Here is a 15,378-nt window from a genome sequence, read left to right on the forward strand (position 1 = left end):
ACACCTCCGCGCGGCTAAATGGCTAGAAGAAGCTCTCCGGCACGTAGACGATGTCACCCGGCCGCAGGGCGAAGTTCTTCTCCGCGCCGTCACGGATGTCCTTCACCGGCACGCGGATCTTCAACTGCTGGCCCGCGTCCTGCCTGGCCACCTGGGTGCCGTTGGGCGAGGCCAGCTTCGTGAAGCCACCAGCCAGCGTCACCGCCTCGATGATGGTCATGCCCTCCTCGTAGGAGAACGTGCCCGGCTTCTGCACCTCGCCGAAGACGAAGACCTTCTTCGAGTTGTACTCGCGGATGGCGACGGACACCTCGGGGTGGCGCAGGTAGCGGGTGAGGCACTCGCGCAGCGCGTCCGCGGCGGTGCCCGAGGTCCTGCCCGCAAGATGCACCTTCCCGCACAGCGGGTAGTCGATGGTGCCCTCGGGAGACACGGCCCACACGCCCGAGTGGTCCGGCTCCTGGAAGACGCGCACGTCCACCAGGTCTCCCGGGCCGAGTGTCCGCCGGGTCTCGGCGATCTCGGAGGCAGGGGAAGCGGGGAGCGCCGAGGCGTCGATCGCCTGGGTGGGCGGGGTGGTGCGGCAGGCGGTCACCGCACCGAGCAGCAGCACGAAGAGAAGGAAGGAGCGCATCACGGAAGGCCGTCTCAGTACGTCACGGTCATCCGAACATACCCTTCGTGGCGCGAGTAGTTGATGCCCGTGCCCGGGGTCGTCGACGTCCGTGTATTGAGCAGGTAGCCAGCCCCACCGACGAGCCACTTCTCGAACTGGTACTGGGGGCCCACGTCCAGCTTGAAGAGGGTGTCGCGCCGGCCGCCCTCGAAGCTCAGGAAGTCCATGGCGCTGGTGGCCCGCAGGGTGAGCCGGCCGCCGAGCAGGGCCTGTCCCTCCAGGTACCCGCGGTCATCCCGGAACTGGCCGAAGGCCGCCACGGGCTCCAGGGTCCGCGCGTAGCCGGCCTTCACGGTCGTGGTCGGGCTCACCAGGTAGCTGCCCTCCACCTGGGCAATCAAGGTACCCCCCGCGGCGCCGCGGAAGTCCTGGCCCCAACCCAGCGTGGCCGTGACGGCGATCTTCGGCGTCACCAGGCCCGCCAGGCCCGCCTTCCCCCTCAGAATCAGCGCACTCGGGGTGCCGCCGCGGCTGTAGTCGCGCAGGTTCAGGTCCACGTCCGCCACCAGGGCCGTCTTCGGCAGGAAGCGCCAGCGGCCCTCGAAGCCCGCGCGCAGGTCGTCGTAGTCGAAGCGGTTCACCTGGGCCGGGTCGCACTCGGGGCCGCCGCAGCCCACCGGGGCCAGGGCGCCCATGGGCTGGAAGCGCTCCAGCGCCCACCCCACCTGGGGAATCACCTCGAGGGCTCCACCTCCGGGCCGCAGCGGCACGCGCAGCTTCAGCTCGTTGTAGAGCGACAGCACGCCCGCGCCGATCGCCGCGCTGCGCGTCCGGTCCGAGCGCTGGAGGGTATCCACCAGCTCCACCCCGACCTGTCCCTCCTTGTTGAAGGCGACATTCAGGTCCGCCAGCGCCTGCAGGTGCGAGGTGTTGGTGGAGCCGGGGGTGAAGAGGCCGGTGTAGTGGACGTAGTCGGCGTAGCCCTTCAGCTCCAGGTCCACCCGCTTGCCGGGCAGCTCCAGCCGCAGCCCGGGCCGGATGTGCAGCAGGGCCTCGCCGGACAGCTGGTCCGACACCACGGTGGGGTCCGTGTTACCCGGGGGCGGGAAGTAGCCGGCGGCGCTGTCGTAGCGCGTCTCGAAGTCGAAGGTGGCGTGGAGCCTGCCATCGCCCACCTTGATGCCGTTGCCGCCCGGGGCCTGGCCGAGCGCGGGCCATGACGCCACCATGGCCAGCAGGCACCAGGCCCTCCACTTGTTGGCAGGCTGCGTCATGAAACGGTCAAGACCCCGGGCTCCCGGTCATAGCACGCGCTTCGTCTGTGCTCGAAACGACTTGGCTTTTCCCTCAACGGCCACGGCTGTCCGGAGGGCGGGGGGGCAACCCGGATGTGTTCACTGCACGGCGCTGGCGGGCGGCGGGCGGACGACGACCCCGTCCACGGGGGCCGGCTGGGTGGGATCTCCCCCGGGCAGATTGGTGGGCTCCTCCACCTCCACCGACATGTTCTCGTCCGCCTGGAACGCCAGCTGCCCGATGCACTTCTCCGCCTCGGTGCGCAGCTGGGCCACCTTCTGCTGGGCGATCATCACCTTGGTGTACTCGTGCGCACTGGAGGTGGAGTCCCGGGTGGACACGGCCTCCTGGAGCGCCACGTCCGACTGCTCGGAGATGCGCAGCAGGCCCTTGATCTGCGTGAGCTTCTCGTTGACGCAGTTGAGCTTCACCACGTCCTTGGCGCGCCGGGCCTCCTCCAGCTTGGCGAGCACGTCCCGGAGCACCTCGCGCATGCCGCCGAGCGCCTTGGTGCTGCGCTCGAGCTTCTGCGCGTCCGGCACGTCGCTGGCCTTCTCCGCCGTCAGGGCCACGGGGGCCGGGGGCGGACGGGGGGCCGCTTGGGCCAGGGCGAGCCCACTCGCGAGCACCATCCCCAGCACTCCGATGTAGCGCATGTCCTCGACTCCAGGCCCGCGGTGCATGCCCCCGACGCTAGAGAGGCGGACGGGGGGTGTCAACGCGCGGGGCCACTCATGCCTGCCTGGCCGTGAGCCGGGCGTTGGCCTCGCGCACCCGGGCCGACAGGATGCGCGCGATGTTGATGACGACGAAGGTGAAGCCGTCGCGGTGCGTCTGGCGGAAGGTGGACAGGTGCTGGGTGGTGAGCCGCAGCAGCACCGCCTCCGTGCGCGCCCGCACCGTGGCCGAGCGGTACTCCTTGTCGATGAGGCTCATCTCCCCGAAGAAGTCCGGGGCGGTGAGCACCGTGAGGGGCCGGGGGGCTCCGCCGCTGTCGCGCCGCACCACCTCCACCTCCCCGCGGACGATGACATAGAGGCTGTCGCCTGGCTCGCCCTCCTCGAAGACGGGCTCCCCGGCCTCATAGCGATGTTGCTCGGCCAGCTCTGCCAGGTAGGCCAGCTCCGTGCTGGAGAGCATCTCGAACAGCGGCGAGGATGAAATGACGGCCAGCTTCTCCATGACCCCAACCCCCCGGGATGCAGGTTGCTGGCTCCAGTCTACCCCGCCGGGGTGAAGACGAACGGGTAGGCCACCGGGACTTCGTCATCTGGTTTGAAGGGGAACACCCAGCCGCGCACCACCGTGCGGATGCAGCTGGCCACGGCGTCGCTGCCCAGGGTGTTTTCCTCGATTTCGATGTCCCCGGTGCGGCCGGAGGGGAGGATGTTGAAGCGCACCATGACCTTGCCCTTGAGGCTGGGGTTGCGCTTGAGCTCCTTCTCGTAGCAGCCCTGGATGGCCTTGAGGCGGGTCTTGATGTAGCGGGCGAGCGCCTCGCGGTCCACATCGGAGCTGTCCACCTCGGGGGTGGCGGCGGAGACGCGGCCGGAGATCTCCACCTCCTTCTTGGAGCCGAGGTCCACCTTGCCGCCGCCGCTGGTGCCGAGGTCGCCGATGCCGGCCACCTTGCCCTCGCCACCGCCGCGAGGGCCATTGGCGCCCACGGAGGCCTCGGTGGCGATGCCCACGCCGCCCGCGCCGGCCAGCGCCTGGGCGATGTCCCCGCCGCCGGTGCTGCCGCCGAGCACGTCCGAGAACGCGCCGCCGCCCCCGCCCGAGGAGCCGAGGATCTTCAACAGGCCCTTGCCGGCGACCTTCTTGGCCACCTCGGCGCGCCGGGCGGCGGCCTCCTCGGGGGTGGAGGGCCGGGAGGCGGTGTCCGAGGCGGGCTTGTCGTCCGAGTCGTTCGCCTGGGGCTTGTCCTTCTCGGTGTCGGCGGCGGCCTGGGCCGTGTCGGTGGCCTGCTTCTTGGGCTCCTCCACCTTGGGGGGCATGAGCACCCGGGCGAAGCGGTCATCCAGCTGGTCCAGCTCCAGCTCGGGCTCGGGGGGAGGGTCGGAGGAGATGATGAGGGCCGCGCCGGAGAAGTGGAGCAGCAGCGAGGCGGCGAGGATGCCGAAGAACAACCGGTCCATGCTCCGCCACGAGCCGCCCTGGAGATCCGGCGGGAGCCGGGGGGCCTCGGAGGCGGGCAGGGGCTGGATGAACTGGAAGAAGAGGCGGAGATCCTCGTCGAGCTCCACCACGCCGCGGGCGCTCTCCTGCAGGGGCAGGACGTACTGCATGCCCCGCTCCATGGCCATGCCCTGGGTGCGCAGCGTCTGGAAGTCCACGTCCGAGGAGCCGAGGTTCACCCGGCCCCGCATGTCGTCCGTGAAGACGAGGTTGTACTGGCTGGCGCGGTACTCGAAGACGGGGAAGCTGGCCGGGAGCTCCGGCAGCGGCAGCACGAGGGAGTTCTTCGGATCCTGGCCGACGGTGAAGTCACCGGGCTTGTGGAGGTGGCGCTCCTCGAGGATGCGGGTGCCCTGGAGGAGGCCCACGCGGAGGATGCGGTTGTTCGGCGAGGGGGAAGCCATGGTCTGCTCGGAACCCTTCCTACCCTAGAAGGGTTCCTTCTCCACGCTCTTGACGACCTTGGGCGTGAAGCTCTCGGCCTTGTTGAGCTCGTCGAAATTCAGGTTGGAGCGCTGGAGGATGTAGAAGGCCTGGGGCTTCTGGATGTTGCCCTCGACGGTGATGGCGTCCAGGCGGATGACCTTGCGCTTCTTGCCGTCCTTCTCCTTCTGGGAGGTCGTCTGCTGGGGGGGGGCGCTGGACGCGGCGGTGTCCTGGGCGGACGCGGGCGCGGCGGCGAGCAGCAGCACGAGGGCGAGGGCAGGGCGCATGGGCGGGCTCACTTCTTCTCCTCGGCGACTCTATCCGAGGTGGGAGACTCGCCGGAAGCAGGGGGCTCGGCCTGTTGGGCCTTGCGCAACTGCTCGCGTTTCTCGCGCTCGCGGCGGCGCTCCTCCTTCTCGATGCCCTTCCGGGCGTCCTTGACGTAGTCGTCCACGCGCTCGTCGCGGCCGCCCCGGGCGCGGTACTGCTCGAAGAAGGACAGGCAGGCCCGCAGCCGTTCGAGCGTGTCCAGCTCCTTGGGCTCGGCGTCGAGGTGGAGGATGGCGAGGTTGAAGTAGGTGTCGGGCAGGGCGGGGGCGAGGCGGAGCACCTGCTGGTACTCGGCGAGGGCGCGGGCGAAGTCCCCCTGGCCGCGGTACGCGTTGCCGAGGTTGAGGCGGGCGGAGACGAAGTCGGGAGCGGCCTGGACGGCGGCCTCCAGCTCGCGGGCGGCGGCGGGGAAGTCCTGGGCCTCGTTGAGGAGGGCGCCGAAATTGTTGCGGGCCTCGGCGAAGTCCGGCTTGAGCTCGGAGGCCTTCTTGAAGGACTCGAGGGCGGTGGGCTTCGTCCCGAGCGCGAGCAGCACCAGCCCGAGGGCGTTGTGGGTGGCGGCCTCGTCGGGGGAGATGGTGCGGGCGTTCTCCAGCACCATGCGGGCCAGCTCGTACTTGCGCTCGCGGTAGTACACCTGGGCGAGCAGCTGCATGGCGCGCACGTTGCGTTCCTCGGCCTTGAGGACGCGCTTGGCCTCGGTGGCGGCCGCGTCGAGCTTCTTCTGGCACAGCAGCGCCTGCACGAGTGCGAGGCGGGGAGCGAGGGCGTCCGGCTTCGCCTGGAGCAGCTCGCGCAGCGAGGACTCGGCCTGGGAGGCCTTGCCGGTGCGGCACTGGAGGCGGGTGAGGTTGTCCCAGGCGGCCTGCGAGTCCGGCGCGAGCTCCAGGGCCTGACGGTAGGAGCGCTCGGCTTCGTCGTGCTTGCCCAGCCGCTCCTGGGTGATGCCGAGGTTCGTCCACGCCGCGTCATCCTTGGGGCGGCGCTCGGTCGTGGCCTCCTGGGGAGCGGCCTTCTTCGCGGCGGTGTCCGGAGTGCCCGCGTCCGGCATGGCGGAGACAGCCGCGGCGGAGGAGGCCTGGGGCGCCGGCTTGGGCGTGGTGGCGCAAGCGGAGGCGAGCAGCAGCAGGGCCGGGACGAGCAGACGGCGAGGGCTCACCTGCCACCTCCGACGAGGCCCTCGGGGTAGAGCTGCTCCGAGGCGATGGCGTCCTTGGGCTCCTTGAGCACCGGGTACTCCTTGGGCCGGAAGCGGTGGAGCGACTCGAGGGTCTTCTTGGTCCACTCGTTGGAGATGCGGTTCTTGCGCGCCTCCTGGAGGGTGGCGGCGTAGCTCTCGACGGCGGCGTCCTCGAGGGTGGCGGTCTGCTGGGCGAGCAGGTCCTGGTAGGCCACCACGGCCTCCTCGCCGAGCCGCTTCACGTCGGGGGGGACGGGCGTCTCGATGATGGTGTTGGCGAAGCGCTCCAGGGCATAGCCGCGGCGGTAGAGGGCGGCGAGCGTCCACTCCAGGCGCTTGTAGGGGAATACACGGGCGTAGGCGTCGTTGACGGACTTCACGCCGTTGCGCTTGGAGGTGAAGCTGCGCTCGAGCGCCTTGCCCTTGCCGCCAATCTTGAGCTTGTCGAAGCCCCGGAACTCGGCCTCGGCGAGCTGGAAGCGGCTGAAGGCGGCGGCATCGGCGGCGCGGGGCTGGACCTCGGGCTGGAGCTTGCGGCGGTCGAACTCGTCGGCGGCGGCCGTGTAGGCGCGCAGGGCCTCCTTCTCGTTCTTCAGCTTGGCCCACGCATCACCGATGCGGCGCTTCGCCTCCACCACGAGCTCCACCTGGGCGGGCTGGGAGGAGAATTTGCGCACGAAGGACTCCAGGGCGCGGATTTCGCCCTTCCAGTCCTCGCGCTTCTCGAGGATGAGGGCGGCGCGGAACTGGTTGCGAGGCGCGTCCTCGGCGGTGGGGAAGAGCTCGGCGTAGCGCTGGAAGGCGGCGGCGGCCTCGGCGTAGCGCTGCTGGCCCTCGAGCAGGGTGGCGGCGTTGAAGAGGGCGGCCTCGCGGTCCTTGGAAGCGGGGTACTCCTTCACCAGCTTCTGGTAGCTCTCCACGGCCTTGTCGAAGTCGTAGGAGTTCTGCGCGTTGACGGCCACGCGGAAGAGGGCGCCATCGGCGAGGGGCGAGGAGGGGTACTCGCGGAAGATGCGCTCGTAGAGCTTGAGGGCCGAGTCGAAGCGCTGCGTCTTCTCGTAGGCCACGGCGGCGTTGTTGAGGGCCTTGTCGGCGAACTCGTGGCGGGGGGCCTCGTTGACGAGCTCGATGTACTTGGCGGCGGCCTCGTCGTACTTGCCTTCAGCGAGGAGCTGGTCGGCGAGCTTGAAGCGGCCGGCGAGCTTGAAGCGGACCAGGTCCTTGTGGAGGTCGCTCCTGGGGTCGATGACGTCCTTGTTGGCGGCGAGCTGACCGCTGACCTCCTCGACGCTCTTCCAGTCCTGGCCGATGAGGAAGGTCTCCACGATGAGGTTGGTGGAGAAGCGGGCCACCTCGTGCTGGGGGTACGCCTTGACGATGGCCTCGAAGCGGCGGCGCGCCTCGGGGAAGTCGTCGTGGGCGTAGTACAGCTCGGCGGCCTTGTAGGCGATGCTCGGGGAGCGCTCGCTCTGGGGGAGCTTCGCCACGTGGATGTCCGAGACGGCCACGAGCTTCGCCTCCAGCGCGGTGAGGGGCGAGGGCTGGATGGGCATTCCCTCGGGGCGCTCGCTGGAGCGCAGCGGGGTGGGAGCGGGCTGCTTGCCGGCCTTGATGTCCACCTCGAGCTGCTTCTGCCAGGAGAGCACGGCGCTGAAGGCGGACTCGGCGAAGTACTTGCTGCCCAGGGTGGAGTCGCGCACCGCCTCGTAGTGCCTGGCGGCCTCGCCGAACTGGAGCGAGTTGTAGAGACACTCGGCGGCGTAGAACTCGAGCTCGTAGGCGTTCTTGCTGCGCGGGAAGCGCTCGAGGTACTTGGAGTAGCCGGAGGCGGCGAGCTCGAAGCTGGCCTTGGCCTGGTCGAACTTGCCCTCCTGCTTGAACACCAGGGCCTGCTGGTGGTGGTAGATGGCGCTGGAGTAGAGGCTCTTCTCGGTGAGGTCGTCGGCGGTGGCCAGTACGTCGGGGTCGCGCTGGTGCGCCTGGTACCACTGAGCGCCGGGCGAGTAGAGCTCGGAGAGCTTCTGGGCCTCGGCGGAGGACTCGGTCAGCTTGCGGTCCCGCTCGTACGCCTGGACGAGCTTCTGCTGGAGCAGCGGGGCGTCCGGTGAGAGCGGATCCTTCTGGAGCACGAGCGTATAGGCGGCGATGGCCGCCTCGTGGTGGGTCTGGTCGAAGAAGACATCGCCGAGGCGGCGGTACACCTCGGGCTCGTAGGGGCGGGGGCCGATCTTCGCGAAGTAGGCCTGGGCCTTGGCGAGGCCGCCCCAGGTGTCATCGGCGAAGGAGATGGCGGTGTACTGGAGGGCCTCGTTGCGCAGGTCGCCGCCGCCGGACTCGTCGCCCTGGGTGGCGCGCTGGGCCTCGTAGAGGTCCACGAGGGTGATGAACCGGTCGACGGCCTCGTCGAAGCGGTCCATGCGGTAGTACGTCCACCCGAGCTTGTAGAGGGCCTTGTCGTAGAGCGGATGCGACGTGTCGCGGATGGCGGCCTCGTAGGCCTGGGCGGCCTTGGTGAGGGCGTCGGGATCGCTGTACGCGTCGAAGTAGTACTCGCCGATACGCACCCAGGCCTCGGTGGCGAAGCGGCTGGTGGGGTAGCGGGTGATGAGCCGCTGGTAGGAGGCGAGGCCCTCCTCGAAGGCGTTCTGCTTCTCCAGGCAGTAGCCGAGCAGGTACAGCGCGCCGTCGTTGAGCCGGTAGTCCGGGAAGCGCGACAGCAGCTGCCGGTAGAGCGAGATGGACGGCTCGAAATCCGGCTGTGGCTCGGGCGGGGGCTCGGCGCCCTCGGGGAGGGAGCGCAGTGTCTCCTCCTGCTCGCGCATGGCCACGAGGTGCGTGTCGCTGGAGCGCTCGTAGTACAGCTCCGCCAGACGGAACATGACGTCCGGGGTGTAGCGGGGCTCCTCGGGGTAGCGCCGGAGGAACTCCTCGAAGCGGGCGATGGCCTCCAGCCGCTCCTGGCGCTCCTGGCTCTCCATGCTGGAGATGGCCTTCTCGTACGCGTCCGCCAGCTGGCCGCGCTTCTCCTGGTACTTCTTCTGGATGAGGCGCTGGATCTCCTGCTTGTACTCGCGGGACTCCTCCTCGTAGCGCTGGACGGCCTCGCTCAGCTCCTCGAGGAGCTTCTCCTGCTCGGGCGTGCGGCCGAGTCCCGAGAAGCGCGAGGCGGCTGGCGCCGGACGTGCCTCGTCCTGCGCGGCGGCGTGCGCGGAGGCCAGCGTCAGGAGGGCGAGCAGCAGGGGGCGGCGCATCGAATCCGCCGCATCCTAGCCAACGCGGTGGATGGCTCCCAAGGACTGTCGGGTGGGGGCAGGCAGGCGAGCAGCCATGCAAGAGGCTTCAGCCGACCCCCTCCGCTCATCCCGCGTCGGGAGGGAGCGGCGGGGACGGAGCTCCCGGTGAACCACCATCCGGAGTCTGAACGCCGCCGTCCGGAACAAGGGAGCCGGCGTCGGGCGAGGCTGCGGCGGGAGGTGGCGCGGATGGTGATTCCGGGGGCGGACTGCGGGTGCCTCCGTCGAACCATGACGAAGGGAGGTTTGGGTCTGGCTTGCCCCAGACGCCGCCAACTTGTGAATCGGGAAAAGGAGTGCCCTGCGACTCCTGCTCCGCGGTCCCGGAAGCCGGGCTCAAATCCTCGGGCTCACCGTCGAACAAGCGACGGAGGATGCGGCCATCGGTGCTGATGGCGTACTTCGCTCCGCCGTCCATTGGGATGGCGCTTTGTTCGCAGGCCGCTGGGTTCGTGGAGATATCCACGAAGATGATGTCGCCCTGGCGGATGACTCGGTAGAGATGCGCCTCTTGCCTATCCCAGCACGTCCGGCCCTTGTATCCCGGAGGGATGAAATCATTGGCGGCGATACCGATAGCCCTGAGTGTCACACCGTCCAATTCATACGGTTGACCCTGTTGTCCAACGAGGGTCGGGAAGCTTTTGTAGAAGTCCGGAAACCGGATGGACAGGTCTTCCGGAGGCGGCTTCGGAAAGAGCACGCAGCTCGAGGTCAGCAGGGTGGTCAAAATGAGTGGATATTTCATGGCTCCCCCTTGCTGAAGCATGCGGCGTTTGTTTCCGTGATGGAGAAGCGCTTCCCATCAGCATGCCAATCAACGCGCCCCGTTTGTTTGCAACGCCATTGGTTTTCTGTCTTGGTCCACCTCAAGATTTGATGGGTGGAGGGGATGTATTGATGAAAGCCGTCACACGAAGGCTCAGTGGCTCGATTCGAGAAGAAGGCCACGATGGAGAGTTGCGAAACTCCATCCTTCGTGTGGATTTCAAGGCCGTGCTGCGCTCCTTCTGCGACGATGAGACGGATGTCGTCCCTGGAGATCGTGCTGCCGTAGGGATGATTGTGCAGTGCGAAGATGTATTTGAGGCTGTCTTGCGGATAGCGCGAGTCATCCACGGACGATGGAAGCAGGCAACTCCTTCTTCCATTCAGGTCATCCAGCTTGTGCTGATCCGTCAGCATGCTCATTTCATACTTGCGCTCAGGCGTGTAGTAGAGCCATGCGCAGTACTCATTTGAAATCCGCCAGCGAAGTTGGAAGTCCTGGTCTCCAACTCGTCCAGCGTTCGCATTCGGTTTTGAAAGAATGAGCGAGCAGGCTGAGAGCAGAGCATCCGAATAGGAGTCGAAGGGTCCAAAGCCCGGCATCGGTCCGGGGAGACTCTCCAGGAGCGGCTCTCCTGGCTTGGGTCGTACGACCCCTTCAATGGCTTGAGAAGACGAACATCCCGAGACCATCAGAGTCGAAGCCAGCAGGGCTCCTGGCAACCATCTGCGTGCATTCTCGTAAGCCATGGCTCCCTTCCAGTGGCCAGGATTCGCTCCCGGTGCCTGTTCGCTCTTGTTCTCGCTCGTCCTCCCCATCCAGCCCCAAAAAAAGCGTACCAGGAATCTCCAGTCAAAGCATGGAAACCCCTATACCCGGGGAGAGCGTACCAGTGCCTGCGCGCATGGCGCAATCTCCGGCCTGGGATTCTACCGGACACTACTTCAAAAGTCATGTGATGTGACGCGAGTGTAGAGTCGCGTGGCTCCTGGGGGAGGCTCGCCAACCGTCTGCAATCCTTGGGGATGCGCTGAGGACGCTCTCTACTTCTCGTCCTTGAGGACTTCCTCGAACTCCTTCTCGAGGTCGTGCAGATCCTTGTCCTTCTGCGCGGAGAGCTTCTGGATCTCCGACGTCTTGTCCTGCTTGCGGGTGAAGGCCACGTCCACCAGGCCCACGTCCGCCTTGAGGACGAGGTCATAGAACTGCTTGCGCACCTTCTGGATGCTCTCGAAGGCGATGCGGCCCACCAGGTTGCGCGCGTCGCCGGACACGCTGACGACTTCCTGGTGGTAGTCCTGGAGCAACCGCTGCTCGGCCAGCACCTTGCCCTTGATGACCGCGCCGCGCTGCTCCACCTGGGCGCGCAGCACCTGCCGGGCCGTGTCCACCCGGGCGCGCAGGGCCTCCGAGCGCTGGCGCGTCTCGTGCGTCCGGGCCACCAGCGCCGCGTCCTCTCCGGACAGCCGCTGCTCGGCGGCGGTCAGCAGGGCGTGCTCGCGCTGGAGAAGCTCGCGGTACTGCACGCGCAGGACGTCCTCACCCGACACGAAGGCACTCGCGGACGCACGCTCATCCGCCAGGCGCGAGCGGAGCAGCTTGAGCTCGGCCTTGCGCGTCTCCACCGCCTGCTCCTCGTTGCGCAGCTGGTCGAGGAACTCCTGCTCCTCCTCGGGCGTGCTGGTGCGCTCGGCGCGCGTGTCCTCCAACAACTTGCGCACCGCGATGGAGATGGCCTCCATGCTTTGGATTTCGAAGCCCAGCTGGAAGGCGTCGCGGTCCAGCTCGTCCACCTTGGACTGCATCCGCTCCCGCCGTGTCTCCAGTTCCTGGGGCGTGGTGGGCAGGGTCGCCAGCCGAGCGCCCAGGGCCTCGCGCTCACGGCGCACCGTCTCCAGCGCGGTGAGCTCCTCGGGGCGCAGCCGTCCCCGCAGCACGTCCCCCTCCACCTGCACCAGGTGCTGCTCCGTGCGCACCAGCGCGCTGTCCACCGCGTCCGCCCGCTGGTAGCCCTCCTGCAGCTCGGGGAACACCTGGAGGCCGCGCTCGTCCAGGGCCCGGAGGATGCGGGTGGCGATGGCCTTCGAGTCGTCCACGCTCTCGCTGCTGCTGTCGATGTCCTTCTGCATCGCCACCGCCTTCGCCACCTCTTCCTGGGTGGTGGCGAACTGGAGCGCCATCGGCGGCAGCAGCGTGGTGACGTCCAGGGTGCGCTCGTTGCGCGCCAGCAGCCTGTCGAAATACGCGACGGGGTCCTGGTTCGCCTTCAGCAGCGCGTCCACCTGGTCCCGCACCGGCTTGTAGGTTCCGATGACCTCCTCGTACGTGGCGGTGGCCTCGTCGTACTTGTGCAGCTTGAGCAGCAGGTGCCCCTGGAGGATGCGGGCATCGGGGGCGACGGGGGACTCGGGCCCCACGAGCAGGAGGATGTCCGTGGCGTTCTTCGCCTTCTCGTAGTCCCCCTTCTTCACGTGCACCCATGCCATCTCGTAGAGCGAATCCACGAAGGCCTCGCTCTCGCGCGGAACCTCCGCGTACCGGTCGAGCGCCTCATCCAGGCGTCCCAGCTCGTAGAGCAGCCGTCCCAGTGACAGGCTCGCCAGCTCCTGGAGCCGCCGCAGCTCCGGCTCCTGCACCGCCTCGGTGGCCAGGGGGCGGAACTGCTCCACGGCGCCCGCGTAGTTCCCCTCCTGCACGGACAGCACGCCGAGGAAGTACGCGCTCTGCTTCTGGAAGCGTCCGCCCGCGGTGCTGGCCAGGGGCTGGAAGGCCGCGCGGGCGCGCTGGCGCCGTTCCGTTTCGGGCAGGTCCGTCCGCTTGAAGAGCCACTTGGCGTAGACGTACTCGAGCTCCGGGGGCAGCTGGCCACTCGACAGGCGCCGCGCCCGCTCGATGTACTCGTCGATGCCGGTGAACTGGTTGAGCCGGCCGGCGATCTCCACGTAGCGCACGAGCGCATCCCGGTAGTGCTTCGTGCTGCTCTGGGTGAGCAGCTCGCGCAGGTAGATGCGCGCGCCGACGTAGTTCTGCTGCCGGTAGAGCGAGTCCCCCAGGTAGAAGAGCGCGTCCGGGTAGCGCCCCTGGGCGCGGAACTTCGGGTCGCCCACCAGGTCGTAGAAGAGCACCGACGCGGCGGCCCAGTCCTCCAGCTGGTACTGAATCTCCCCGTCCGAGAAGCGCCGCAGCAGCAGCTCGTCCTCACCGGGCTCGGGGCGCTGGGTGAACTGCGTCTCGACGAAGCGGAGGTTCTCCTCGGCGGTCTTCAGCTGTCCGGACACCTGCTCCAGCCGCGAGGTCAGCTCCTGGGCGGAAGGCGGGGGCGGGGCAGGGGCCTCCGCGGCGCGCGTGGAGCCGGGAGCCACGAGCGTGGCCGCCGTGAGCAGCAGGGCGTGGAGGCGCGACGTGCTCAAGGCCGGCCCTCTACTTCGTTTCGGAGGCCGCGGCGGGAGGCGGCGGAGCGGCGTCCGGGGCCGGCTTCGGCTTTCCGGAGTCGCGCGACGACTCGATGTCGTAGCGCACCGCCGGCCGGTCCTGCAGGTCCGTGGTCACTCCTCCCTTCTCGAAGCCCACCACGCGCACCGTCGTCACCTTCCCCGGCTCGGCGTTGAAGGTGTAGCTGGATTGCACCTTGAAGCGGTAGCCCTCGAGGTAGCTGAACACGCCGAAGCCATGGCCGCGGTAGACGAGCCGCACGGCCACCTGGTGCTGGCCCGGCACGATGCGGCCGGTGAAGATCTCCAACTCCTTGCTCTTGGACAGCTCCTCGGTCTCGTCCGTGCGGGTGTAGACGGGCGCGCCGTCCAGCGCGTACGCCACCGATTCCAGCACGAACGAGTCACCCATCTCGTTGCGGTGCACGAGCACCGCGCGCGCTCCCGTGGAGAGGTCTCCTCCGAGCACCGTCTCCTGCAACAGCTGCAGGCGCGCCTTGGAGCGGTAGATCTTCTCCTTCAGGTCGACGACCTGCTCCTCCAGCGTCTTCACCCGGGTGTTGAAGGCCTCGTCCGCCGTGCGCGCCTGCGAGGCGGCGGGAGCCTGGGTGGGGGCCGGCGTGGAAACGACAGAAGGGCCCTGCTGCCCGAAGGCAGGGGCCCACATGGCCGTGCACGCCACGGCCAGCACTCGGAGGGTGGTGGAGGTGGAGCGCACGAAGGAGCGACCTCGTCTGTGGGCGGACCTGGAAGCGGCCCGCCCCACGGCCTAGCCGCCCTTCTTCAGCTCCGTCAGCACCAGCTTGGCCACCGCCTTGAGCGTGTCGAACACGCCGACGCCGGTGGGCGCCACCGCCTGGTACTCGGGGATGTTGCGCTGGTTGAGCGACTTGTGCATCTCCTCGACCGTCACGGCGTTGGGCAGGTCCCGCTTGTTGTACTGCATCACGGACGGGATCTTGTTCAGGTCGTAGCCCTGCTCGGCCAGGTTGATGCGGAGGTTCTCCAACGACTCCATGTTGGCCTCCATGCGCTCGACCTGGCTGTCGGCCACGAACACCACACCGTCCACGCCCTTGAGGATGAGCTTGCGGCTGGCGTCGTAGAAGACCTGGCCCGGCACCGTGTACAGGTGGAAGCGCGTCTTGAAGCCGCGGATCTCACCCAGCGACAGCGGGAGGAAGTCGAAGAAGAGCGTGCGATCCGTCTCGGTGGAGAGCGAGATGAGCTTGCCCTTCGTCTCCGCGGCGGTCTTGTTGTAGATGTACTGCAGGTTCGTCGTCTTCCCGCACAACCCGGGACCGTAGTAGACGATCTTGCAGTTGATTTCGCGAGACGAGTAGTTGATGAAGGACATGGCTTCCCGGGTTACTCGCTGAAGAGGTTGTCGATATCGTCGTCGGAAATCTCGGCGAACGGAGAGCCGGCCCCGGGACCATCCGTCTTCTTCACGAGGCTCTCGAAGATCTTGGTCAGCTCGTCACTGGCCTTCTTGATGCGCAGGCGCACCAGGCCGAGGCTGGTCCGGTTGTCGAAGATGACGACCAGCACCACCCGGCTCCCGACGATGGTCATGTACAACGAGTCCTTGGCCCCTTCATGGAATTGATGGGGGAACTCGTTTTCGCCAATCAGCTTCGCGAGACCGCCCATCGCCGCCACGTTACCGGCCGTCAGCGAGGCCAGTGAGGTGGTGTCGATGTTCTGCGTCTGTCCCGCGGAAGAGATGAGTTGCCCGTTCTTGTCGACGAGGAACACCACCTTCGCGTTCGCGTCCTTGGTCAGCCGGTCGCAAACCGCGTTGATCTTGGTGAACTCCTCTTCGTACATCACCAGTTGCGTGCCCATGGGCGTTTACG

Annotated in this window: 14 protein-coding genes; all 14 read right to left on the reverse strand. The window is 67.8% G+C overall.

Going from position 1 to position 15,378, the window contains the following annotated elements; genetic code table 11:
* Nucleotides 1–22: 22 nt before the first annotated feature.
* The 14 genes from AC16DP_RS46535 to mglB all read right to left on the reverse strand — a co-directional run bounded on the left by AC16DP_RS46535 (nt 23) and on the right by mglB (nt 15,367).
* Nucleotides 23–634 (reverse strand): polysaccharide biosynthesis/export family protein, encoded by a 612-nt coding sequence (locus tag AC16DP_RS46535; RefSeq protein ID WP_329732880.1) that lies wholly within the window; start codon nt 632–634, stop codon nt 23–25.
* 14 nt (nt 635–648) lie between these two features.
* Complete coding sequence (locus tag AC16DP_RS46540) at nt 649–1,890, reverse strand: hypothetical protein (RefSeq protein ID WP_329732879.1); 1,242 nt, start codon at nt 1,888–1,890, stop codon at nt 649–651.
* A 120-nt stretch (nt 1,891–2,010) separates the two neighbouring features.
* Nucleotides 2,011–2,568, reverse strand: coding sequence for a hypothetical protein (locus AC16DP_RS46545; RefSeq protein WP_329732878.1), 558 nt, complete (start codon nt 2,566–2,568; stop codon nt 2,011–2,013).
* Between the two features lie 76 nt (nt 2,569–2,644).
* Nucleotides 2,645–3,094, reverse strand: a complete 450-nt coding sequence (locus AC16DP_RS46550) for a cyclic nucleotide-binding domain-containing protein (RefSeq protein ID WP_329732877.1) — start codon at nt 3,092–3,094, stop codon at nt 2,645–2,647.
* A gap of 38 nt (nt 3,095–3,132) precedes the next feature.
* A complete protein-coding gene (locus AC16DP_RS46555; protein ID WP_329732876.1) occupies nt 3,133–4,494 on the reverse strand; it encodes an AgmX/PglI C-terminal domain-containing protein in 1,362 nt (453 codons plus the stop codon).
* Nucleotides 4,495–4,518: 24 nt separating this feature from the next.
* Nucleotides 4,519–4,803, reverse strand: coding sequence for a hypothetical protein (locus AC16DP_RS46560; RefSeq protein WP_329732875.1), 285 nt, complete (start codon nt 4,801–4,803; stop codon nt 4,519–4,521).
* 8 nt (nt 4,804–4,811) lie between these two features.
* Nucleotides 4,812–6,005 carry a tetratricopeptide repeat protein gene (locus AC16DP_RS46565; RefSeq protein ID WP_329732874.1) on the reverse strand — a complete coding sequence of 398 codons (1,194 nt, stop codon included), beginning with the start codon at nt 6,003–6,005 and terminating at the stop codon, nt 4,812–4,814.
* Nucleotides 6,002–9,277: a tetratricopeptide repeat protein gene (locus tag AC16DP_RS46570; protein ID WP_329732873.1), complete on the reverse strand. Its 3,276-nt coding sequence runs from the start codon at nt 9,275–9,277 to the stop codon at nt 6,002–6,004. Before AC16DP_RS46570 ends, AC16DP_RS46565 begins: the two co-directional genes overlap by 4 nt.
* A gap of 106 nt (nt 9,278–9,383) precedes the next feature.
* Nucleotides 9,384–10,067 carry a hypothetical protein gene (locus AC16DP_RS46575; RefSeq protein ID WP_329732872.1) on the reverse strand — a complete coding sequence of 228 codons (684 nt, stop codon included), beginning with the start codon at nt 10,065–10,067 and terminating at the stop codon, nt 9,384–9,386.
* Nucleotides 10,064–10,837: a hypothetical protein gene (locus tag AC16DP_RS46580; protein WP_329732871.1), complete on the reverse strand. Its 774-nt coding sequence runs from the start codon at nt 10,835–10,837 to the stop codon at nt 10,064–10,066. The genes AC16DP_RS46575 and AC16DP_RS46580 overlap by 4 nt, the downstream gene beginning before the upstream one ends.
* A 294-nt stretch (nt 10,838–11,131) precedes the next feature.
* The gene (locus AC16DP_RS46585) at nt 11,132–13,498 is read right to left on the reverse strand and encodes a tetratricopeptide repeat protein (protein ID WP_329732870.1); all 2,367 of its coding nucleotides are present in this window, start codon (nt 13,496–13,498) and stop codon (nt 11,132–11,134) included.
* Between the two features lie 10 nt (nt 13,499–13,508).
* On the reverse strand, nt 13,509–14,237 hold the full coding sequence (locus tag AC16DP_RS46590) for a dihydrolipoamide acetyltransferase (protein ID WP_329732869.1): 729 nt from the start codon (nt 14,235–14,237) through the stop codon (nt 13,509–13,511).
* A gap of 51 nt (nt 14,238–14,288) precedes the next feature.
* The gene (gene mglA / locus AC16DP_RS46595; protein WP_047856128.1) at nt 14,289–14,876 is read right to left on the reverse strand and encodes a gliding-motility regulator Ras-like GTPase MglA; all 588 of its coding nucleotides are present in this window, start codon (nt 14,874–14,876) and stop codon (nt 14,289–14,291) included.
* A gap of 11 nt (nt 14,877–14,887) precedes the next feature.
* A complete protein-coding gene (gene mglB, locus AC16DP_RS46600; protein WP_047856129.1) occupies nt 14,888–15,367 on the reverse strand; it encodes a gliding-motility regulator GTPase-activating protein MglB in 480 nt (159 codons plus the stop codon).
* Between the last annotated feature and the right edge of the window lie 11 nt (nt 15,368–15,378).

The organism is Archangium sp. (genome assembly GCF_057119385.1).